At 69.9% G+C, this 20,645-nt stretch carries 18 protein-coding genes and 1 pseudogene; 13 read left to right on the forward strand and 6 right to left on the reverse strand.

Going from position 1 to position 20,645, the window contains the following annotated elements; genetic code table 11:
- Window positions 1–66: 66 nt before the first annotated feature.
- Window positions 67–1,143, reverse strand: coding sequence for an AraC family transcriptional regulator (locus ACRSCF_RS03340; RefSeq protein WP_016450029.1), 1,077 nt, complete (start codon window positions 1,141–1,143; stop codon window positions 67–69).
- Window positions 1,144–1,279: 136 nt separating this feature from the next.
- Here ACRSCF_RS03340 and ACRSCF_RS03345 point away from each other — a divergent pair, with 136 nt between their 5' ends.
- Entirely contained in the window at window positions 1,280–2,998 is a 1,719-nt protein-coding gene (locus ACRSCF_RS03345; protein WP_046983915.1) for an AMP-binding protein, read from the forward strand.
- A 44-nt stretch (window positions 2,999–3,042) separates the two neighbouring features.
- Here ACRSCF_RS03345 and ACRSCF_RS03350 read toward each other — a convergent pair whose 3' ends face one another.
- Window positions 3,043–4,776, reverse strand: a complete 1,734-nt coding sequence (locus ACRSCF_RS03350; protein WP_016452788.1) for a Na+/H+ antiporter — start codon at window positions 4,774–4,776, stop codon at window positions 3,043–3,045.
- A gap of 92 nt (window positions 4,777–4,868) precedes the next feature.
- Here ACRSCF_RS03350 and ACRSCF_RS03355 point away from each other — a divergent pair, with 92 nt between their 5' ends.
- From ACRSCF_RS03355 to ACRSCF_RS03375, 5 genes are all read left to right on the forward strand, one after another.
- Window positions 4,869–6,476, forward strand: a complete 1,608-nt coding sequence (locus ACRSCF_RS03355) for a carboxyl transferase domain-containing protein (RefSeq protein ID WP_016450032.1) — start codon at window positions 4,869–4,871, stop codon at window positions 6,474–6,476.
- Between the two features lie 34 nt (window positions 6,477–6,510).
- Window positions 6,511–7,296 carry an enoyl-CoA hydratase/isomerase family protein gene (locus ACRSCF_RS03360; RefSeq protein ID WP_034363212.1) on the forward strand — a complete coding sequence of 262 codons (786 nt, stop codon included), beginning with the start codon at window positions 6,511–6,513 and terminating at the stop codon, window positions 7,294–7,296.
- 66 nt (window positions 7,297–7,362) lie between these two features.
- Window positions 7,363–8,112, forward strand: a complete 750-nt coding sequence (locus tag ACRSCF_RS03365; RefSeq protein ID WP_034363214.1) for a DUF4126 domain-containing protein — start codon at window positions 7,363–7,365, stop codon at window positions 8,110–8,112.
- Between the two features lie 51 nt (window positions 8,113–8,163).
- Window positions 8,164–10,182, forward strand: coding sequence for an acetyl/propionyl/methylcrotonyl-CoA carboxylase subunit alpha (locus ACRSCF_RS03370; protein ID WP_034363217.1), 2,019 nt, complete (start codon window positions 8,164–8,166; stop codon window positions 10,180–10,182).
- Between the two features lie 70 nt (window positions 10,183–10,252).
- The gene (locus ACRSCF_RS03375; protein WP_034363220.1) at window positions 10,253–11,173 is read left to right on the forward strand and encodes a 2-hydroxyacid dehydrogenase; all 921 of its coding nucleotides are present in this window, start codon (window positions 10,253–10,255) and stop codon (window positions 11,171–11,173) included.
- A 9-nt stretch (window positions 11,174–11,182) separates the two neighbouring features.
- Here ACRSCF_RS03375 and ACRSCF_RS03380 read toward each other — a convergent pair.
- Both ACRSCF_RS03380 and ACRSCF_RS03385 read right to left on the reverse strand, forming a co-directional pair.
- Window positions 11,183–12,004: pseudogene (locus ACRSCF_RS03380) on the reverse strand (tripartite tricarboxylate transporter substrate-binding protein); the annotation flags it as partial.
- A 25-nt stretch (window positions 12,005–12,029) separates the two neighbouring features.
- Window positions 12,030–12,992: a 3-hydroxyacyl-CoA dehydrogenase family protein gene (locus ACRSCF_RS03385; RefSeq protein WP_046241420.1), complete on the reverse strand. Its 963-nt coding sequence runs from the start codon at window positions 12,990–12,992 to the stop codon at window positions 12,030–12,032.
- A gap of 91 nt (window positions 12,993–13,083) precedes the next feature.
- On the opposite strand from ACRSCF_RS03385, the gene ACRSCF_RS03390 reads away from it, so the two are divergent.
- The 7 genes from ACRSCF_RS03390 (at window position 13,084) to ACRSCF_RS03420 (ending at window position 19,001) form a co-directional block, all read left to right on the forward strand.
- Entirely contained in the window at window positions 13,084–13,992 is a 909-nt protein-coding gene (locus ACRSCF_RS03390) for a LysR family transcriptional regulator (RefSeq protein ID WP_012207762.1), read from the forward strand.
- A 109-nt stretch (window positions 13,993–14,101) separates the two neighbouring features.
- Window positions 14,102–15,043 carry a hydroxymethylglutaryl-CoA lyase gene (locus ACRSCF_RS03395; RefSeq protein ID WP_432675185.1) on the forward strand — a complete coding sequence of 314 codons (942 nt, stop codon included), beginning with the start codon at window positions 14,102–14,104 and terminating at the stop codon, window positions 15,041–15,043.
- A 2-nt stretch (window positions 15,044–15,045) separates the two neighbouring features.
- Window positions 15,046–15,549 carry a YbaK/EbsC family protein gene (locus ACRSCF_RS03400; protein ID WP_016452780.1) on the forward strand — a complete coding sequence of 168 codons (504 nt, stop codon included), beginning with the start codon at window positions 15,046–15,048 and terminating at the stop codon, window positions 15,547–15,549.
- Window positions 15,546–15,791, forward strand: coding sequence for a DUF1289 domain-containing protein (locus ACRSCF_RS03405; protein WP_016450040.1), 246 nt, complete (start codon window positions 15,546–15,548; stop codon window positions 15,789–15,791). The genes ACRSCF_RS03400 and ACRSCF_RS03405 overlap by 4 nt, the downstream gene beginning before the upstream one ends.
- A 34-nt stretch (window positions 15,792–15,825) precedes the next feature.
- Window positions 15,826–16,461: a DsbA family protein gene (locus tag ACRSCF_RS03410; protein WP_034363224.1), complete on the forward strand. Its 636-nt coding sequence runs from the start codon at window positions 15,826–15,828 to the stop codon at window positions 16,459–16,461.
- Window positions 16,462–18,315, forward strand: coding sequence for a putative nucleotidyltransferase substrate binding domain-containing protein (locus ACRSCF_RS03415; protein ID WP_133073115.1), 1,854 nt, complete (start codon window positions 16,462–16,464; stop codon window positions 18,313–18,315).
- Window positions 18,312–19,001, forward strand: coding sequence for a 3'-5' exonuclease (locus ACRSCF_RS03420; protein ID WP_016452777.1), 690 nt, complete (start codon window positions 18,312–18,314; stop codon window positions 18,999–19,001). The genes ACRSCF_RS03415 and ACRSCF_RS03420 overlap by 4 nt, the downstream gene beginning before the upstream one ends.
- Here ACRSCF_RS03420 and ACRSCF_RS03425 read toward each other — a convergent pair.
- Window positions 18,977–19,825: an AraC family transcriptional regulator gene (locus tag ACRSCF_RS03425; RefSeq protein ID WP_017407741.1), complete on the reverse strand. Its 849-nt coding sequence runs from the start codon at window positions 19,823–19,825 to the stop codon at window positions 18,977–18,979. The genes ACRSCF_RS03420 and ACRSCF_RS03425 overlap by 25 nt on opposite strands.
- On the reverse strand, window positions 19,822–20,457 hold the full coding sequence (locus ACRSCF_RS03430) for a YbhB/YbcL family Raf kinase inhibitor-like protein (protein ID WP_016450045.1): 636 nt from the start codon (window positions 20,455–20,457) through the stop codon (window positions 19,822–19,824). Before ACRSCF_RS03430 ends, ACRSCF_RS03425 begins: the two co-directional genes overlap by 4 nt.
- Window positions 20,458–20,645 lie beyond the last annotated feature (188 nt).

Raw genomic sequence — 20,645 nt, forward strand, 5'->3', positions numbered from 1 at the left:
CTAGGCCAGATGCGCGGACGGCGGCAGTCGCGCAGGATGCAAATCGCGCCAGGATGCGCGCGGCCCTCACTCGGGCCGGGCTCGTGCGCTCTTGCGGAATTCGGAGGGTGACAGCCCCGTCCACAGCCGGAAGGCGCGGATGAAGCTCTTGTCGTTGAGAAACCCGCAGGACTGGGCGATGCGCTTGATGGGCCGGCTGGTGCGCAGCAGCAGGGCCACGGCCCGCTCGCGCCGCACCTCGTCCTTGAGCGCCTGCAGCGAGGCGCCTTCTTCCTTGAGCTGGCGATGCAGGCTGCGCTGGGACAGGTGCAGCTGGCGCGCCAGCGTGTCGGCCGTCTGCAGGCATTCGGCGTCGGCCGCCAGCAGCTGGCGCACGCGCTGCACCAGCTGGCGCTCGCGCCGGTAGGGGCGCACCTGCAGCGGCAGGGCGCGCTGCAGCATGCGCTGCAGCGCGGGCTCGTCGCGCGTCAGCGGCATATCCAGAAAACGCGCGTCGAACTGGAGGCAGGCCCGGGCCGCGCCAAACTCCACCTCGCCCGGCGGGAACAGCAGCGCATACACGCCCGCATGCGGCGGGGGATCGAAGGGAAAGCAGGCACGCCGCAGCGGCAGCGGCTCATCGATGAACCAGCTGGCCAGGCCGTGGATATTGCGCAGCACCGACAGCAGGCAGAACTCGCGCATGGCGCCCAGCGTGGACAGCTCCTCGATGGCCAGCGTGGCCAAGCCGTCTTCCTGCGTCAGCGTGAGGCGGATGTCGTCGGCCAGCAGGCCATGGTGGCGGCACCAGCGCGCCAGTGCCAGGCCCAGCTGCTCGCTGCCCATGCTGGCGCGTGCCAGCATGCCGTAGCTGCCCCAGGGCAGGCGCCGGGAGAACCAGCCCAGGGCCTCGTCGTCGAGTTCGCGCATGGCGGCATCGGACAGTGCCTCCATCTGCAGCGCCGTGATGCACTCGTTGCGCTCTTTGACGGAGTCTGGCGCGATTTGTGCCTTCTCCAGGGCGGACAGGGCGCTGATGCCCCGGCGTTCGTAGGCCAGCATAATGGCCTGCACAAAGGCCATGGGCGTGACTGCAGGGTGTGCGGAGGCCATGGTGGCGGCCGCCTGGGGCAGGGGGGTCTTGACCAGCGAGGGGGTGAACATGCTGGCAATTATTGCAACCTTCGTGGCCTGTTCTGCTCGGGGTTGGCCCTTATGCTGCCACGCAATAGCTGCCGTGACGGGGCAGGCCACTGCATTTGCCCGTCCCAGGCGCCGCCGACGACACAGGAGACAACGCATGCCCGCCCAGAACGCCCCGCTCGCTTCCAGCCATGCCCAAGGCCGCACCGATGTGCCGCTGATCGAGCAGACCATCGGCGATTTCTTTGCCGACATGGCGGCCCGCCAGCCCGATCGCGAGGCCCTGGTCAGCCGCCACCAGGGCCTGCGCTACAGCTATGCCGGCCTGCACACCGAGGCGCGCCGCCTGGCCAGCGCGCTGCTGGGCCTGGGGCTGGACAAGGGCGACCGCGTCGGCATCTGGTCGCACAACAACGCCGAATGGGTGCTGATGCAGCTGGCCACGGCCCAGGTCGGCCTGGTGCTGGTCAACATCAACCCGGCCTACCGCACCTCCGAGGTGGAGTACGCGCTCAACAAGGTCGGCTGCAAGGCCCTGGTGACCATGGCGCAGTTCAAGACCAGCGACTACCTGGGCATGCTGCGCGAACTGGCCCCCGAGCTGGCCACGGCCGAGCCCGGCCGCCTGCATTGCGCGCGCCTGCCCCAGTTGCGCAGCGTGGTCTGGATCGACGTGGCAGGGCAGGGCGAAGAGCAGCCCGGCATGCTGCGCTTTTCCAGCCTGCTGGCGCGCGGTGATGCGCAGGATGCGCGCATCGACGCCGTGGCCGCCACGCTCAAGAACACCGACCCCATCAACATCCAGTTCACCAGCGGCACCACGGGCTTTCCCAAGGGCGCCACGCTGACCCACCGCAACATCCTGAACAACGGCTTTTTCATCGGCGAGTGCATGCGGCTGACGCCCGAGGACCGGCTGTGCATTCCCGTGCCGCTGTACCACTGCTTCGGCATGGTGCTGGGCAACCTGGCCTGCTTCACGCATGGCTCGGCCATCGTCTACCCGAATGACGGATTCGATCCGCTGCTGGTGCTGGAGACCGTGCAGGCCGAGCGCTGCACGGGCCTGCACGGCGTGCCCACGATGTTCATCGCCGAGCTGGACCACCCGCGCTTCAAGGAGTTCGACCTGAGCACGCTGCGCACCGGCATCATGGCCGGCTCGCCCTGCCCCATCGAGGTGATGAAGCGCGTGGTCAGCGACATGCATCTGTCCGAGATCACCATCGCCTACGGCATGACCGAGACCAGCCCCGTCAGCTGCCAGAGCGATGCCGACACGCCGCTTCAGCGCCGCGTGTCCACCGTGGGCAAGGTGCAGCCGCACCTGGAGGTGAAGATCGTCGACCCGGCCACGGGCGAGGTCGTGGCGCCCGGCGTCTCGGGCGAGCTGTGCACGCGCGGCTACTCGGTCATGCATGGCTACTGGGGGGACGAGGCCCGCACGCGCGAGGCCATCGACGACGAGGCCTGGATGCACACCGGCGACCTGGCCACCATGGACGAGCAGGGCTACGTGAACATCGTCGGCCGCATCAAGGACATGGTGATCCGCGGCGGCGAGAACATCTACCCGCGCGAGATCGAGGAATTCCTCTACCGCCATCCCCAGGTGCAGGACGTGCAGGTGGTCGGCGTGCCCGACGCGCGCTACGGCGAGGAGCTGTGCGCCTGGATCATCGTCAAGCCCGGCCAGACGCTGACCGAAGACGGTGTGCGCGACTTCTGCAAGGGCCAGATCGCCCACTACAAGGTGCCGCGCTACATCCGCTTCGTCGAGGCCTTCCCGATGACGGTGACCGGCAAGATCCAGAAATTCAAGATCCGCGACGAGATGATCGCCATGCTGGATCTGCGCCCGGCCAGGACCGCCTGAGGGCTGCTTTCATGCGCTGCCGCCAGCTGTCCACCGCGTGCCGCCTAGTGCGTGCCGCCTTCGGGCGCGGCCACGGCCGAGGCGGCAGCGCGGCGCGCCACCACCAGGCGCTTGCGCAGCGAGACCTCCTGCATGTCCAGCTCGCTGACCAGGCGGCGCAGAGACTCGTCGTTGATGCGGTGGGCCTGGCGCTCGGCGTAGAGCGCGTCGCGCTCCTGGTGGATGCAGCGCAGGCGCAGCTCGATCTCCAGCAGGTAGCGCAGCTTGCGCTGGCGCACGACTTCGGGCGCCTCGCGCTGGATCTCGATGCTGGAGGCCGTGCCGCTGCCGTCGTCCAGCAGCTGGACGCGGTTGCGGTACTCCTGCGTCAGGTGGCCCATGACCTCCTGGTGCATGGCCACCCATTCGGGCGTGTGGCCCTGGATCTCTTCCTCGCTCAGCGTCAGCCCGCCAATGGCGGACTGGCAGGCGGCCACGCGCGCCAGGCGCTCCTCGCGCACTGTGGGCGATTCGCCGGGCTGGGGCATGCGGCGCAGGATCAGCGGCAGGGCGATGCTGCCCAGCACCAGGGTGAACAAGATGGTGCCCGTGGCCAGGAAGACCAGCATCTCGCGGCCGGGGAAGGGCTGTCCGTTGTTCAGCAGCATGGGCACGGACAGCGCGCCGGCCAGCGTCACGGCGCCGCGTATGCCGGCCATGGTGGTGGCCAGGTTCAGCAGGTGCGAGGGGCGCTCTGCCATCTTTCCCTGGAAGTGGGCGCGAGCCAGGCTGCGCTGCACGCCCAGCGTCAGCCAGATCCAGCGCATCAGCAGCAGCGCGCTGGAGATGATCACCACATAGCCCACCAGCACCCACCATTCGCTGCCCGCATCGTGCAGCGTCACGCCGATGATGGAGGGCAACTGCAGGCCCAGCAGCAGGAAGATGGCGCCGTTGAACGAGGCTTCCACCATGCTCCAGGTGCCTTCGGTCTGCAGCCGCTCGCTGATGTAGCTGCTGCGCTCCAGGTCGGCGAAGTTGGTGGCAATGCCCGCGGCCACGGCCGACAGGATGCCCGACACGCCGATCTTTTCGCCCACGATGTAGGCGGCGAAGGGCAGCAGGATCAGCAGCAGCACCATCTGCGTGGCCGCCACGTCGCCCAGGCGGCGCGTGATGGTGCTGCGCGCATAGGAAAAGCCCCAGCCGATCAGCGTACCCACGCCCAGGCCGCCCAGGGCCATCCACATGAAATCCTTGGCCACCTCGGTCCACGAGAACAGGCCGGTCAGCGTGGCCGCGATGGCGAATTTCAGCGCCACCAGGCCCGAGGCGTCGTTGAGCAGGGACTCGCCCTCGAGGATGTGCATGGTCTTCTCGGGCATGCCCAGGTTGCGCGTGATGGCCGAGACGGCCACGGCATCGGTGGGCGAGACCACGGCGGCCAGCGCAAAGGCCACGGTCAGCGGCATGCCGGGCACCAGCCAGTGGATCAGCCAGCCCAGCCCCACCACCGTGAACAGCACCAGGCCCAGCGCCAGGCGCAGGATGGGGCGGTACAGCGCAAAGAACTCGCGCTTGGGAATGCGCCAGCCGTCGGCGAACAGCAGCGGCGGGATGAACAGCAGCAGGAACAGCTCGGGATCGAAGGCGATGTGCAGGCCCTTTTGCGGCCAGGCCATCAGCGCTCCCAGGGTGATCTGGATCAGCGGCAGCGGGATGGCGCGTACGTAGCGCGCGGCAATGCCCGTCAGCGCTCCCAGCAGCAGGACGAGCAAGACGATTTCAACGGTGTGCATACGGCATTTTCCCCAGGCCGGACCGCCGTTCTTTGCAGGACATTCGGAAAAACCAAGCGCCCGCATCGGGCAAACACAAGAAGAGGCCACACATGAGCATTCTGGGCACCCAACTCAATCCGCGTTCGGCGGACTTCCTGGCCAATGCCGCGGCCATGCGCGCCGTGGTCGAGGACCTGCAGGCCCAGGTGGCCAAGGTCGCCGAGGGCGGCGGCGAGGCCGCGCGCGCCAAGCACGTGGCGCGCGGCAAGCTGCTGCCGCGCGACCGCGTGGCCATGCTGCTGGACCCGGGCACGCCCTTCCTGGAGATCGCCCCGCTGGCTGCGCTCAACATGTACCGCAACGATGCACCCGGCGCGGGCCTGATCGCCGGCATCGGGCGCGTCAGCGGCGTGGACTGCATGATCGTCTGCAACGACGCCACGGTGAAGGGCGGCACCTACTACCCGATGACGGTGAAGAAGCACCTGCGCGCCCAGGAGATCGCCGCGCAGAACCGCCTGCCCTGCATCTACCTGGTGGACTCGGGCGGCGCCAACCTGCCCAACCAGGACGATGTGTTCCCCGACCGCGAGCACTTCGGCCGCATCTTCTTCAACCAGGCCAACATGAGCGCCGAGGGCATTGCCCAGATCGCCGTGGTCATGGGCTCGTGCACGGCCGGCGGCGCCTATGTGCCGGCCATGAGCGACGAGTCCATCATCGTCAAGAACCAGGGCACCATCTTCCTGGGCGGCCCGCCGCTGGTGAAGGCCGCCACGGGCGAGGTGGTCAGCGCCGAGGACCTGGGCGGCGGCGACGTGCACACGCGCCTGTCGGGCGTGGCCGACCACCTGGCCCACAACGACACCCACGCGCTGGCGCTGGCGCGCCAGGCCGTGGCCAACCTCAACCATGCCAAGCAGCCTTCGGCTGGCGACCTGCCGCCCGAGGCGCCGCTGTTCGACGGCGGCGAGCTGTACGGCGTGATCCCCGTGGACACGCGCAAGCCCTTCGACGTGCGCGAGATCATCGCCCGCGTGGTGGACGGCAGCCGCTTCGACGAGTTCAAGGCCCGCTTCGGCGCCACCCTGGTCTGCGGCTTTGCGCGCATCGAGGGCATGCAGGTGGGCATCATCGCCAACAACGGCATCCTGTTCAGCGAATCGGCCGTCAAGGGCGCGCACTTCATCGAGCTGTGCTGCCAGCGCAAGATCCCGCTGGTCTTCCTGCAGAACATCACGGGTTTCATGGTGGGCCGCAAGTACGAGAACGAAGGCATTGCCCGCCACGGCGCCAAGCTGGTCACGGCCGTGGCCACGGCGGCCGTGCCGAAGTTCACCATCATCATCGGCGGCTCCTTCGGCGCGGGCAACTACGGCATGTGCGGCCGCGCCTACTCGCCGCGCTTCCTGTGGATGTGGCCCAACGCGCGCATCTCGGTCATGGGCGGCGAGCAGGCGGCCAGCGTGCTGGCCACCGTCAAGCGCGACGGCATCGAGGCCAAGGGCGGCCAGTGGACGGCCGAGGAGGAAGAGGCTTTCAAGGCCCCCATCCGCCAGCAGTACGAGGATCAGGGCCACCCCTATTACGCGACGGCGCGCCTGTGGGACGATGGCGTCATCGACCCCGCCGACACGCGCCGCGTGCTGGCGCTGGGCCTGGCGGCCACGCGCAACGCGCCCATAGCGGACACGCGCTTCGGCGTGTTCCGCATGTGACGGCGGCTTCCCTTTCCTTGCAGCGAGGTACTTCATGAAAACCACCGCACTGACCCTCGAATTCCAGGGCCCCCTGGCCACCATCACGCTGACCCAGCCCGAAGTGCGCAATGCCTTCAGCGACGAGGTCATTGCCGACATCACCCACGCCTTCCACGCCGTGGGCAAGCGCAGCGACGTGCGCGCCGTGGTGCTGGCCGCCGAGGGGCCGGCCTTTTGCGCGGGCGCCAACCTCAACTGGATGCGCCGCATGGCCGACTACTCGCGCGACGAGAACCGCGAGGACGCCGGCCTGCTGGCCGAGATGCTGCGCGTGATCTACGAATGCCCGCAACCCACCATCGCGCGCGTGCAGGGCGATGTCTATGCGGGCGGCATGGGCCTGGTCGCGGCCTGCGACATGGCCGTGGCCGCCGAGGGCGCGGGCTTTTGCCTGTCCGAAGTGAAGATCGGCCTCATCCCCGCCACCATCAGCCCCTACGTGATCCGCGCCATGGGCGCGCGCGCCGCCCACCGCTACTTCCTGACCGGTGAGCGCTTCGACGCGGCCGAGGCGCTGCGCATCGGCTTCGTGCACCGCGTCGTGCCCGCCGAAGAGCTGGACAACGCCGTGGACGGCCTGCTCAAGCACCTGGTCAGCGCCGGTCCCGCCGCCGCCCGCGCCTGCAAGCGCCTGGTGATCGACGTGGCCGAGCGCGAGATCAACGAGCAGCTGATCGCCGCCACCGTCGAAGGCATCGCCGACATCCGGGCCAGCGCCGAGGGCAAGGAGGGCGTGCAGGCCTTCCTCCAAAAGCGCAAGCCGGCCTGGCTGGCCTGACACGCGCAGGCTGCCCATTCATCGCGCCACCACCGAGCAACGCCGAGCCAACGCCGAGCCAACACCATGAGCACCCTGACCGACTCCCTCGTCCAGTGGCTGCAGTCCGTGGGCCTGTACCCGGGCCCGGCCGTGCACCACACGGTCAGCGAGGCGGCTGGCGAAGTGGCCGAGCGCGTGGGCCAGGCCACCAGCGGCATGGACATGGCCGGCCTGCTGGCGCTGGCCGCCGCACTGGGCTGGGCCAGCGGTTTCCGGCTCTACGCCGTGGTGTTCGTGACCGGGCTGCTGGGGGCGCTGGGCTGGGTGGTGCTGCCGGGCGGGCTGCATGTGCTGGAGCATCCGGCCCTGCTGTTCGCCAGCGGAGCGCTGCTGTTCGTGGAGTTCTTCGCCGACAAGATCCCCGGGGTGGACTCGGTCTGGGACCTGCTGCAAAGCGTGATCCGCATCCCGGCGGGCGCGGCGCTGGCGGCCGGCGTCTTCGGCGCCGACAGCGCGACCATGGCCACCATGGCGGCCCTGATGGGCGGCTCGCTGGCCCTGTCCAGCCAGGTGGCCAAAAGCACGACGCGCGCGGCCATCAACACCTCGCCCGAGCCGTTTTCCAACGTGGGCGCCAGCCTGGTGGAGGACGGCGCCTCGGTGGGCGCGATCTGGCTGGCGCTCACGCACCCGCTGGCCTTCGCCGCCGTGCTGCTGGTCGTGGTCATCGCGCTGTGGCTGCTGACCTGGGCGCTGTGGCGCTTTCTCAAGGCCGTGGTGCAGCGCCTGCGCGCGCTGTTCGGCGGGTCTCCCGCGATGAATCAAAAACCATAGCCGCCGGTCGCCGAATGACCGGGGCTGCAGAGAAAATACTGGAGATAACGCATGTTCAAGAAGATCCTGATCGCCAACCGCGGTGAAATCGCCTGCCGCGTCGCGGCTTCCGCCCGCCGCATGGGCGTGCGCACCGTGGCCGTGTACTCGGACGCCGATGCCCGCGCCAAGCATGTGCAGGCCTGCGACGAGGCCGTGCACATCGGCGGCAGCGCCCCCAAGGACAGCTATCTGCGCTGGGAACGCATCCTGGAGGCCGCCAAGGCCACGGGCGCCCAGGCCATCCACCCCGGCTACGGTTTTCTCAGCGAGAACGAGGAATTCGCCCAGGCCTGCGCCGATGCCGGCCTGGTCTTCATCGGCCCGCCGCCCTCGGCCATCCGCGCCATGGGCCTGAAGGCGGCCTCCAAGCAGCTCATGGAAAAGGCCGGCGTGCCCCTGGTGCCCGGCTACCACGGGGCCGACCAGGACCCGCAGCTGCTGCAGCGCGAGGCCGACCGCATCGGCTACCCGGTGCTGATCAAGGCCAGCGCCGGCGGCGGTGGCAAGGGCATGCGCCTGGTCGAGCGCAGCGAGGACTTTGCCGCCGCCCTGGCCAGCTGCCAGCGCGAGGCCATCAACAGCTTCGGCGACGATGCCGTGCTGGTCGAGAAATACGTGCTGCGCCCGCGCCACATCGAGATCCAGGTCTTTGGCGACACCCAGGGCAACTGCGTCTACCTGTTCGAGCGCGACTGCTCGGTGCAGCGCCGCCACCAGAAGGTGCTGGAGGAGTCCCCCGCGCCCGGCATGACGCCTGCGCTGCGCCAGAAGATGGGCGAGGCCGCCGTGGCCGCCGCCCAGGCCGTGAACTACGTGGGCGCGGGCACGGTGGAATTCATCGTCGAGCAGCCCGGCGGCTACGACCAGCCCGAGGCCATGAAGTTCTACTTCATGGAAATGAACACCCGCCTGCAGGTCGAGCACCCGGTGACCGAGGCCATCACGGGCGAGGACCTGGTGGACTGGCAGCTGCGCGTGGCCAGCGGCCTGCCCCTGCCCAAGCGCCAGGACGAGCTGCGCATCACCGGCCATGCCATCGAGGCGCGCATCTGCGCAGAAAACCCCGACAACGGCTTCCTGCCCGCCACCGGCACCCTGCATGTCTATCGCAAGCCCGACTGCGCCAGCTTCCGTGTCGGCGACGTGCGCGTGGACGACGGCGTGCGCGAGGGCGATGCCATCAGCCCCTTCTACGACTCCATGATCGCCAAGCTCATCGTGCATGGCGACACGCGCGAACAGGCGCTGGCGCGGCTCGATGCCGCCCTGGCCGAGACACGCATCGTGGGCCTGGCCACCAATGTGCAGTTCCTGCGCCAGGTCATCGCCAGCGATGCCTTTGCAACCGCCAAGCTGGACACGGCGCTGATCGAGCGCGAGAAGCAGCATCTGTTCCACCAGCAGCGCCTGCCGCAGGCCCAGGCCGTGGCCGCCGCCGTGGCCCAGGTACTGCAGGCCGAGCGCGCGCAGGAAACCGCCGACCCCTTCAGCCGCCGCGACGGCTGGCGCTCGCACGGCGTGGCCGAGCGGCGCTGGGACTTCCGCCAGGGCGAGGCCGCCGTGCCCGCGCGCCTGCGCTACCTGCATGACGGCGCGCTGCAACTGGCCGTGGGCGAGGGCGAGTCCCTCGCCGAGGGCCTGCTGTCCTGGCAACAGGCCGGGGACGGCGCCTTCGACGTGCAATTCGCGGGCCAGCGCCTGCGCGCCCAGGTCCATGTGCTGGGCGAGCAATGCCATGTGTTCGCTCCCCAGGGCGCGGCCGTGCTGGGCCTGGCCGATCCGCTGGCCCATGCGGGCGATGTGCATTCGGAAGGCGGCCGCCTGACGGCGCCCATGCCGGGCAAGGTGGTCTCCTTTGCCGTCAAGGCCGGCGACAAGGTCAGCAAGGGCCAGCCGCTGGCCGTGATGGAGGCCATGAAGATGGAGCACACCATCGCCGCGCCCGGCGACGGCGTGGTGGCCGAACTGCTGTATGCGCCCGGCGACCAGGTGACCGAAGGCTCCGAGCTGCTGCGCCTGGAAAGCTGAGCCCGCAGGCAAGACAGTTTTGCGCAAAAGTCGCGCGTGGGCGTCGCCAGGCCGTTAGGCTTGGCCACCTATGCGAGTGACTTTCTGCTGCGAAGACACCAGGCCCGACGCCTGGCTGCAAGGACTGCGCGCGGCCCTGCCGGGCGCCGAGGTGGACATCTGGTCGCCGGGCGCGCCGCAGGCCGACTACGCCCTGGTCTGGGCGCCACCCCAGCGCTTCATCGACGAGCAGCCGGGCCTCAAGGCCCTGTTCAACATCGGTGCCGGCGTCGATGCGCTGCTGCCGCTGCGCCTGCCGCCTGACCTTCGCGTCTACCGCCTGGAGGACGCCGGCATGGCCGTGCAGATGGCCGAATACGTCAGCCAGGCCGTGATCCGCTTCTTCCGGGGCCTGGACGGCTACGAGGCCGACATGGCCGCCGGCCTGTGGCAGCACCGGCCCAATCCCCGGCGTGCCGACTACCCCGTGGGCGTCATGGGACTGGGCCGCATGGGCGAGCGCGTGGCGCGCGCGCTGGCGGTGTTCGATTTCCCCGTCAACGGCTGGAGCCGTACGCCGCATGCCATCGACGGCGTGCGTGGCTTCTGCGGCCCGCAGGACTTCGACGTCTTTCTGCGCGCCACCCGCATCCTCGTCAACCTGCTGCCGCTGACCCCCGAGACCGACAGCATCATCGACGCGCGCAGCCTGGCCCTGCTGCAGCCGGGCGCCTATGTGATCAACGTGGGACGCGGCGGCCATGTGGCGGACGAGGACCTCGTCGCTGCCATCGACGGGGGCCATGTGTCCGGCGCGTTGCTCGATGTGTTCCGCACCGAGCCGCTGCCCGACGGCCATGCCTTCTGGCGGCATCCGCGCATCACGCTCACGCCCCACACTTCGGCGCGCACCCTGGCGCGCGACAGCGTGGAGCAGATCGTGGGCAAGGTCGCGGCGCTGAGCCGGGGCGAGGCCGTGAGCGGCCGCGTGGACCTGCAGCGCGGCTACTGACGGGCGCGCTCAGTCCAGCGTCACGCCGGTGCTGCGCACCAGTGCACCCAGGCGCTGGGAGTCGCTCTTGATCAAGGCACCGAATTCGGCCGCCGTGCCGCCCACGGCTGGCGTGCCGATGGCCTCCCAGCGCGTGCGAAAGGCCGGGTCCTTGAAGATGGCGTTGACCGTGGCATTGAGTTTGTCGATGGCGGCGGGCGGCGTGCCCGCGCGCACGGCAATGCCATGCCAGCCCGTGATCTGGTAGCCGGGCACGCCGGCCTGGGCCATGGTGGGCACGTCGGGCAGCACCTTGCTGCGCTCGGCCGAGGTGACGGCCAGCGGGATCAGGCGCCCGCCCTGGATGTGCTGCAGCGAGCTGCCCACGATGTCGAACATCACGCCCACCTGGCCGCCGATCAGGTCGTTGAGCGCCGGTCCCGCACCCCGGTAGGGCACATGGCCCAGCTTGACCTGCTCCATGGAGTTGAACAGCTCGCCCGCCAGGTGCTGGGGCGTGCCGTTGCCGGCCGAGGCAAAGCTCAGTGTCTTGCCCGTTTTGGCCAGGGCCAGCAGCTCGGCCACGGTCTTGACGCCCAGCGAGGGATGGACCTCCAGCACCAGCGGGAAGGCCGACACCTGCACCACGGGCTCCAGGTCCTTGAGCGGGTTGAAGGGCATGCTCTTGTACAGCGAGGAATTCACGGCCATGGGGCCGCTGGCGGCCAGCGCCTGCGGGGTGACCGGCAGGGCTCGGTGGTCGGCCGGCTGCTTGTAGGCGCCGTTGGGGGCCACGGTGATGATCAGTGGGTCGTTCCACTGCGAGGTGGGTGACGTGGGTGACGTGGGCGACGCGGTTGACGTGGGGCCGGCGTGCTCATGGCGTGTCCTGTGCCTGCTCCGGCACCGGCAGCTCGCTGGCCAGCAGGGCCAGGCCCTGGCGCAGCAGCGCGTCGTAGCGGGCACGCTCGGCCAGGCGGCGGTCCTCGGGCCAGTCGAAGAAGCCCTTGCCGGTCTTCATGCCCAGATCGCCGCGCGCCACGCGATCGCGCAGGGCCTGGGCCGGCACATCGGTGTTGGACAGCGTGGGGTACATGGTGGCGGCCGCTGCGCAATGCACCTCGATGCCCGCATGGTCGCGCTGCAGCACGGGGCCGGCCGCCAGGAAGCGGAAGCCGAAGCCGAAGCGCACGGCGGCATCCACGTCCTCGGGCGAGGCAATGCCCTCGTCGATGAGGGCGAAGGCCTCGCGCGACAGCGCATGCTGCATGCGGTTGGCCAGAAAGCCGGGCTTGTCCTTCTTCACCAGCACCGGTACGCTGCCGCAGCCGCGCATGAAGGCGTGCAGCCACTGGCCCAGGGCCGGGTCGCTGCGCTCTCCCAGCACCACCTCCACCAGTGGCACCAAATGGGCGGGCATGAAGAAGTGCAGGCCCAGCATGCGCTGCGCCGTGGGCAGGCCGCTGGCGATGGCGCTGATGGGAAAGCCCGAGCTGTTGCTGGCCAGCACGGCGTCGGCCGGCGCATGCGCCTGCAGCTCGGCGAACAGCGCCTGCTTGGCGTCCAGCCGCTCGGTGATGCATTCCACCACCAGGGCCACGCCGTCCCAGGCCACATCCTCCAGCGCCGCGCAGACCGAGACCTGGGACGCGCACCGGGCAAAGCCGGCCGTGGCCAGCTCGATGGCAATGTGCTGCAGCAGCAGCTCGCGCCGTGCCGCGCCGGGGTCGACCACGGTCACCAGGGCGCCGCCCCGGGCCAGGACCACGGCCACATCGGCACCCATGGTGCCTCCCCCGACGACCACCGTGCGCGCGTGGCGCGGCGAACTGCTGTGCATGCTGTCTCCTGCTGATCTCATGGATTTGAGGCGCAGTCTAGGCAGACGTCATTGAACGGTAAAGACGCATTTTTCGATAAACTGATCGGCCATGAAGATCAATTGGTCGGCCCGCGAGGTCGATGTCTTTCTGGCGCTGGCCGATTCGCTGAGCTTTCGGCGCACGGCGCTGCAGATGCACCTGTCGCAGTCGGCCGTCTCGGGCACGCTGGCGCGGCTGGAAGAGATGCTGGGCGCGCGCCTGTTCGAGCGCACCACGCGCGCCGTGGAACTGACCCAGGCCGGCGAGGTCTTCGCCGAGCAGGCGCGCATCCTGCGCCACCAGATGGACGAGACCGTGCGCCGCGTGCAGGAGGTGGCCCAGGTGCAGGTGGGGCGGCTGGCGCTGGCGGCCCTGCCTTCGCTGGCCGCGGGCCTGCTGCCCCGCGTGCTGGCGCGCTTCGCGGCCGAGCATCCGGGCGTGCACCTGGAGCTGTTCGACAGCCTGGCCGGGCCGGCCTTCGACATGGTGCGCGCAGGCCGCGTGGACTTTGCGCTCACGGCGGCCAACCCCGCCTATGCCGACCTGGACTACCTGCCGCTGGCCTCCGACCGCTTCGTGCTGCTGCTGGGCCGCGGCCATGCGCTGGCGCGCGGGCGCGGTGACCTGGGCTGGGCCGACGTGGCCCATCTGCCCCACATCTCCATGCCGGCCGGCACCAGCGTGCGGCAGTACGCCGACGAGGCCCTGCTGACCCACGGCATACGCTTTGCGCCCCAGTACGCCGTGGAGCACCTGGCCACCATCGCGGCCATGGTGGCTGCCGATCTGGGCGTGAGCGCGCTGCCGCTGCTGGCCGCGCAGGTGGTGCAGCGGCCGGAGGTGGTGGCGCGCCCGCTGGCACGGCCGGTGCTGCGCCGCCCCATCGGCCTGGTGCGCCTGAGCGGCCGCCGCCTGTCGCCGGCTGCCGCGCGCATGGTGGAGATGCTGCGCGAGGAAATGGCGGCCCTGCCGGGCTGAACGGGGCGCTGGCAGCCGTTGTGCATGGCCCGGCAGGATATGGGGTGGTGCCCGGACCTGCAAGACTGGACAATAGGGGCCGTACCCGTCATCCCGGTGAGAACACCCCATGAGCATTCCTTCCCGCGTCAAACTCGTCGATGTAGGCCCCCGCGACGGCCTGCAGAATGAAAAACAGCCCGTGCCCGCCGCCGTCAAGATCGAGCTGGTGCACCGCCTGCAGGAAGCCGGCCTCAAGGAAATCGAGGTCACCAGCTACGTCAGCCCCAAATGGGTGCCGCAGATGGCCGACAACGCCGAAGTCATGGCCGGCATCGTCCGCCGCCCCGGCGTGCGCTACAGCGTGCTCACGCCCAACATGAAGGGCCTGGAGGCCGCGCTGTCGGCGCCGCGCGAACTGTGGCCCGACGAGATCGTGGTCTTCGGCGCAGCCAGCGAGGCCTTCAGCCAGAAGAACATCAACTGCTCCATTGCCGAAAGCATCGACCGCTTCGCCCCCGTGGCCGAGGCCGCACGCGCCCAGGGCATCTACGTGCGCGGCGCCATGAGCTGCACCGTGGGCTGCCCCTACGAAGGCGAGATCGCCCCCGAGCGCGTGGCCTACCTGGCCGGCCTCATGAAGGGCATCGGCGTGCAGCATGTGGGCGTGGCCGACACCATCGGCGTGGGCACGCCCGTCAAGGTGCGCAAGGCCATCGAGGCCACGCTGCAGCACTTCGCCATCGACGATGTCTCGGGCCACTTCCACGACACCTACGGCCAGGCCGTGTCCAACACGCTGGCCGCGCTGTCGCTGGGCGTGTGGCAGTTCGACACCTCGGTGGCGGGCCTGGGCGGCTGCCCCTACGCCAAGGGCGCCACGGGCAATGTGGTCACCGAGGACGTGGTCTACATGCTGCAGGGCATGGGCATAGAGACCGGTATCGACCTGGACAAGCTGATTGACGCCGGCCAGTTCATCAGCGACCACCTGGGCCGCCCCACGCAGTCGCGCGTGGCCAAGGCTCTTTTGACGAAACGCGCCAGCGCGGCGGCATGCGAGGCGGTGTGAGCATGTGCGGATCTGAACTCCACCATCTTCCCGAAGGCGTGCAGCGCGTGGCGGCCTTCCTGCAGCAGGCCGGCCATGGCGAGGGGCCGCGCATGCTGGACGGCGCGGCGCGCACGGCCCAGGAAGCGGCCGACCAGCTGGGCATCCTCGTGGGCCAGGTGGCCAAGAGCATCATCTTCCGCCGCCGCAGCGACGGCGTGGCCGTGCTGGTCGTGGCCTCGGGCGACCGCCGCGTGGACGAGAAGAAGGTCGCGGCCCTGGTCGGCCCCGTGGGCCGTGCCGACGCCGATTTCGTCAAGGCGCAGACGGGCTTTTCCATCGGCGGCGTCAGCCCCGTGGCCCATGCCAACACGCCCGTGACCCTGGTGGACCGGGAACTGCAGCGTTTCGACACGGTCTGGGCGGCCGCCGGCCATCCGCATGCGGTGTTCGCGGCCACGCCGGCCGCGCTGCAGGCCCTGGCCGGTGCGCCCTGGGCCGACGTGGTGCAGGAGGTGGCGGCATGATGGGCCCCAAGGAAATGCTGGCCCACAAGGCCGGCGCAGCCTTCGCTGCGCGCGCTGACGACGAGCCCGTGCCATCGCCCTGCATCTCGGTCTGCCGCATGACGCCGGACCGCAGCCATTGCGAAGGGTGCTTTCGCACCATCGACGAGATCCGTGCCTGGTCCAAGTCCGATGCGTCCCAGCGCCTGGTCATCTGGAACGCGCTGCTCGAGCGTGCGGGCATCACGGTCGCCGTCCCCTAGACCCCCCTGGACTGCACTGCAGGAGCCTGCCGCCATGAAGCAGATCACCTTCCATCTCGACTTCGTCTCGCCCTATGCCTGGCTGGCCTTCGAGCAACTGCCTCAGGCCCTGCAGGGCATCAGCCACCACATGCAGTACCGCCCCGTGCTGCTGGGCGCGCTGCTGCAGCGCCATGCCAACCCGGGGCCGGCCGGCATTGCGGGCAAGCGCGAGTGGACCTACCGCCATGTGAGCTGGCTGGGCCATGCCACGGGCGTGGGGCTGGACATGCCGGCCCGCCATCCGTTCAACCCGCTGCCGCTGCTGCGCCTGGCGCTGGAATGCAGCGACGACGGCACGGTCAACCGCTTTGTCGCGGGCACGGTGCTGCGCCATGTCTGGCTGGGCGGCGCCGACGCGCTGGACCCTGCGCGGCTCGACGCCCTGCGCGCCACGCTGGCGCCACAGCTGCGCACGGATGCGGCGGACAACGCCAAGCGCCTGCTGCGCGAGAACACCGACGCCGCGGCCGCGCAAGGCCTGTTCGGCGTGCCGGCCTGGGAAGTCGACGGCCGCCTCTTCTGGGGCCTGGACAGCCTGCCCATGCTGCGCGCCTACCTGGAAGGCGACAGCTGGTTCGACAGCGGCTGGGACGCGGCTGCAAGCGTGGAGCAAGGCCTGAAGGTTTGAATGGCGGGGCTGGAACAACGGCCCCGCCCCATGCCCAACGCCTTCAACTTCGCCGCCTCGCCCTTCGACTGCCTCACGCCCGACGAACAGGCGCTGGTGCGCGATGGCGTGGACATCGCCTACTTCCCCGAGGGCGCCGTGGTGCTGGACGCCGGCTCGGCGCCCACCCACCTCTTCGTCATCATCAAGGGCCATGTGGTGCAGACCGAGGGCGACGAGGTGCTGGCCAGCTACGGCCCCGACGACAGCTTCGACGGCCGCGCCCTGGTGGCCGGCCGCACGGGCAGCCGCTTCACCGTGGCCGAGGAGCTCATCGCCTACCAGCTTGCGCGCGAAACCGTGGGCGAGCTGATCGCGCGCAACACGGCCTTTGGCGCCCTGCTGTTCTCCGACCTGGGCCACAAGCTGGGCACATTGGCCCAGCGCGCCGACCGGCACGAATTGCAGTCGCTGACGCTGGCGCGCGTGGACCAGGCCTATCTGCGTGCCGCCCATGTGGTGGATGCGGCCACCGACATCGTCTCCGTGGTGCGCCTGTTCCATGCCGAGCGCACGACCAGCGTGCTGGTCTCGGGACTGCCGCAGGGCGGCCTGGGCATCTTCACGGGCACCACGCTGCAGCGCGCCATCCTCGACGGCCGCCCGCTGGAGCGGCTGGCCGTGGGCGAGTTCGCCAGCCAGCCCGTGTTCACCGTGCGCGCCGACGACCAGCTGGGCGATGCCCTGGTCGTGCTGCTGCGTGCGCGCGTGCACAGGCTGGCCGTGCTCGATGCACAGGGCCAGGTGCTGGGCATCCTGGAGGCGCTGGACCTGTTCAGCTTCCTGGCCAACCACTCCCACCTCATCACGGTGCAGATCGAGCAGGCCGCCGACCTGCAGGCGCTGGAGCAGGCGGCTGCCCAGATCACGCGCCTGGTGGCCGCCCTGCACCGGGGCGGCACGCGCATTGCCCTCATGGCGCGCCTGGTGCAGCAGCTCAACGCCCGTTTGTTCGAGCGTGCCTGGCAGATGCTGGCGTCGCCGGACCTGGTGGCCCACAGCTGCCTCTTCGTCATGGGCAGCGAGGGGCGCGGCGAGCAATTGCTCAAGACCGACCAGGACAACGGCCTGCTGCTGCGCGACGGCTATGTGCCGCCCCAGGACCTCGATGCCATCTGCGCGCGCTTTTCCGCGCAGTTGCAGCGCTTCGGCTACCCCGAATGCCCGGGCGGCATCATGCTCAGCAATCCGCTGTGGCGCGGCACGGTGGCCGACTTTGGCCGTCGTGTGCGCGAATGGCTGATCCTGCCCAGCCCGCAAGGGCTGATGCACCTGGCCATCTTTCTGGATGCCCACGCCGCGGCAGGCGATGCAGCCTTGCTGGCGCAGGTTCGGCGGGACCTGATGGCGCTGGCCCTGGACAGCGACGCCCAGGTGGCGCGCTTTGCCTCGGCCGTCGACGCCTTCGCGCACGAGCCGGGCAGCTGGTGGGAGCGGCTGCTGGGCCGTGGTGACGAGGGGGCGCCCGTGCACCTCAAGAAGGCCGGCATCTTTCCCATCGTCCACGGCGTGCGCAGCCTGGCGCTGGCCCACCACATCGCCGCCACGGGAACGGCCGAGCGCCTGGCGGCCCTGGTGGCCGAAGGCGTGCTCGATGAAGTCCAGGGCCGCGAACTGCTTGAAGGACTGCACTTTCTCATGGGCCTGCGCCTGCAGGCGGGCCTGGCCGAGATCGACCTGGGCCGGCCCGTCACCGGCCATGTGGACCCGGCGCGCCTGAGCAGCCTGGAGCGTGATCTGCTCAAGGACACGCTGGCCGTGGTGCGGCGCTTTCGGGAACTGCTGCGCCAGCGCCTGCGGCTGGACGCGGTATGAGCGCGGCACCCCTGTCGAAATGGGTGGCGGGCCTGCGGCGCAACTGGCAGCGGCGCAGGCTGGCGGACCCCGCCTATGACTTCCTTTTCGATGCGCCGCCGCCCGGCGAATGGGTGGCGCTGGACTGCGAGACCACGGGCCTGGACGTGCGCAGCGACGAGATCGTCTCCATCGGCGCCGTGCGCATCGTGGGAGAGCGCATCCTGTCCAGCGAGCGCCTGGAGCTGCTGGTGCGCCCCTCGCGCAGCGTGCCAGCGGACAGCGTGCGCATCCACCGCCTGCGCGAGCGCGACCTGGCCCGGGGCCTGGCCATCGAGGACGCGCTCGCGCAGCTGCTGCGCTTCATCGGCAGCCGGCCGCTGGTCGGCTACTACCTGGAATTCGACGTGGCCATGATCGAGCGCGTGCTGCGCCCCTGGCTGGGCACGGGCCTGCCCAACGAGCGCATCGAGGTCTCGGCCCTGTACTACGACCACCGCTTCCGGCAGCTGCTGCCCTGGCAGCAGCAGGCGCCCGAGATCGACCTGCGCTTTGCCACGCTGATGGCCGACCTGGGCCTGCCCCGGCGAGAGGCCCACGACGCGCTCAACGACGCCGTGATGGCAGCGCTGGCCTTCATCAAGCTGCGCAGGCTGGCCGGCGGGACGCCGGCCCCGCTGCATCAGCGCAAGGCGGACGGCGAATAGCCGAAGCGCGCACGGAAGCGCTCCGAAAAGCGCGCACGCGACTGGTAGCCACAGGCCTGGGCGATGTGTTGCAGGCTCCAGCCGGTGGTCTGCACCAGCAGCATGGCGTGGTGCATGCGCGTGTCCACCAGCAGTTCCTCGAAGCGGACGCCCTCGCCGGCCAGGCGCCGGCGCAGCGTGGCCTCGCTCATGGCCAGCGCGCTGCCGGCGCTGTGCGCTGTCCAGTGCTGCTGGGGCGCCTGGGCAATGAGGGTGCGCAGGCGCGAGGCCGTGCCGGGCGGGCCCGCGCGGCGCAGGATGTGGCCGCGCTCCGCGAGCGCGGCGAGCAGGTCCATCAGCCGGTAGCGCAGCCGTTCGTCGCTGAGAGTCGGCGACGGCACGCTGGCCAGCACCTGCCGCAGAGCGTCTTGCAGGTCATCGTCCAGCGGCAGTTGCCGAAAGGCCTGCTCGTCCAGCGGCAGCGCTGCGGGCTGGGCGCGTGTGCGGTGGAACGCCTCCAGCAGCTCGGGCGACAGTGCCAGCAGCACGGAGCGAAAGGGCTGTCCGCCGCTGCCCGGTGTCTTCATCAGATCGGCGCTGGTATGCGCCTGCACCAGCAGCAGGCAAGAGGGCGTGTCCACCGTGGTCTGGTGGCTGCCGTCGTGCAGGTCCAGCCTGCCTGCCGCCACCAGCAGCAGGCAGGCTTCATGGAACAGGAAGCGCGGCGTATGCCGGGCCTGGCGCAGGCTGGGCTGCGCCAGGCTGCACAGGCCGGCCCGCACCACAGGGGCGGCAGAAGGCAGCAGCCAGTGGCTGCCGGGCACCGGGTCGCCGTTCAGGTTCAAGCGGCGCAGACCGCAGGGTTCAGGCTGTACAGGCCGGTGATGCTGGCCTTGCCCAGCACCTGGCCGGCTTGCAGCGCCGCGCGCACATTGGCGCCGGTCAGTTCGCCGGAGACCGCCAGCGTGGGCGTGGCCAGCGCATAGACGGTGAAGACGTAGTGGTGGACGATGCTGTCGTTCCACGGGGGGCAGGGGCCGTCGTAGCCGTAGTAGTCGCCCTTCATCTGCTCGTCGCCCGCGAACCAGCCCGTGTAGTCGTTGATGCCGTGGCGCAGGCCGCCGGGGGCGGCCGGGCCGCTCTTGCCGCGCGGCGTGACGCCGTCGGACTGGGCGCCTGCCGCGATCTCGGTGGTGGCGGCCGGAATGTCCAGCAGCAGCCAGTGGAAGAAGTCCACGCGCGGCAGGCTGGCCGGCACTTCGCGGCCTTCCTGGTTCACATCGTCGCCGCGGCTGGGCACGTCGGGATCGTGGCAGACCACGACGAAGGACTGCGTGCCCGCCGGTGCGCCGCTCCAGGCAAGGTGCGGATTGCGGTTGGACGACAGCGCCACGTGGGATGCCGCATCGGGCACGGCGAACGCGAATTCGCCGGGGATGGCCTGGCCGTCCTGGAAGCTTTGGCTGGTGAGTTGCATGTCGGATGGATCCTGTGCGTTGAAGAGAGAAGTCATGCTGCACGAAGCGCTCGGCAGACCCCCGAGTCTAGGGGCGGGGAAAACGCAGGACATCGCCCATCCGCTCAAAAGGCTTCTCCAGCCGATCAAACTGAGTGTCTCTGGTGTGGCGAGGGATGAAAAAAAGCCGGGCGCATGGCCCGGCTTGT

The sequence above is a fragment of the Delftia sp. 11MD genome (assembly GCF_050907895.1).
Lineage (GTDB): Bacteria > Pseudomonadota > Gammaproteobacteria > Burkholderiales > Burkholderiaceae_C > Comamonas > Comamonas tsuruhatensis.

Bases quoted from the DNA above. Each gene is read 5' to 3' on its own strand.
- ACRSCF_RS03340 (WP_016450029.1), bottom strand. From the start codon at position 1,143: ATGTTCACCCCCTCGCTGGTCAAGACCCCCCTGCCCCAGGCGGCCGCC.
- ACRSCF_RS03370 (WP_034363217.1), top strand. From the start codon at position 8,164: ATGTTCAAGAAGATCCTGATCGCCAACCGCGGTGAAATCGCCTGCCGC.
- ACRSCF_RS03415 (WP_133073115.1), top strand. From the start codon at position 16,462: ATGGCGGGGCTGGAACAACGGCCCCGCCCCATGCCCAACGCCTTCAAC.
- ACRSCF_RS03360 (WP_034363212.1), top strand. From the start codon at position 6,511: ATGAAAACCACCGCACTGACCCTCGAATTCCAGGGCCCCCTGGCCACC.
- ACRSCF_RS03430 (WP_016450045.1), bottom strand. From the start codon at position 20,457: ATGCAACTCACCAGCCAAAGCTTCCAGGACGGCCAGGCCATCCCCGGC.
- ACRSCF_RS03400 (WP_016452780.1), top strand. From the start codon at position 15,046: ATGTGCGGATCTGAACTCCACCATCTTCCCGAAGGCGTGCAGCGCGTG.
- ACRSCF_RS03385 (WP_046241420.1), bottom strand. From the start codon at position 12,992: ATGCACAGCAGTTCGCCGCGCCACGCGCGCACGGTGGTCGTCGGGGGA.
- ACRSCF_RS03395 (WP_432675185.1), top strand. From the start codon at position 14,102: ATGAGCATTCCTTCCCGCGTCAAACTCGTCGATGTAGGCCCCCGCGAC.
- ACRSCF_RS03345 (WP_046983915.1), top strand. From the start codon at position 1,280: ATGCCCGCCCAGAACGCCCCGCTCGCTTCCAGCCATGCCCAAGGCCGC.
- ACRSCF_RS03355 (WP_016450032.1), top strand. From the start codon at position 4,869: ATGAGCATTCTGGGCACCCAACTCAATCCGCGTTCGGCGGACTTCCTG.
- ACRSCF_RS03350 (WP_016452788.1), bottom strand. From the start codon at position 4,776: ATGCACACCGTTGAAATCGTCTTGCTCGTCCTGCTGCTGGGAGCGCTG.
- ACRSCF_RS03420 (WP_016452777.1), top strand. From the start codon at position 18,312: ATGAGCGCGGCACCCCTGTCGAAATGGGTGGCGGGCCTGCGGCGCAAC.
- ACRSCF_RS03365 (WP_034363214.1), top strand. From the start codon at position 7,363: ATGAGCACCCTGACCGACTCCCTCGTCCAGTGGCTGCAGTCCGTGGGC.
- ACRSCF_RS03410 (WP_034363224.1), top strand. From the start codon at position 15,826: ATGAAGCAGATCACCTTCCATCTCGACTTCGTCTCGCCCTATGCCTGG.
- ACRSCF_RS03375 (WP_034363220.1), top strand. From the start codon at position 10,253: ATGCGAGTGACTTTCTGCTGCGAAGACACCAGGCCCGACGCCTGGCTG.
- ACRSCF_RS03390 (WP_012207762.1), top strand. From the start codon at position 13,084: ATGAAGATCAATTGGTCGGCCCGCGAGGTCGATGTCTTTCTGGCGCTG.
- ACRSCF_RS03405 (WP_016450040.1), top strand. From the start codon at position 15,546: ATGATGGGCCCCAAGGAAATGCTGGCCCACAAGGCCGGCGCAGCCTTC.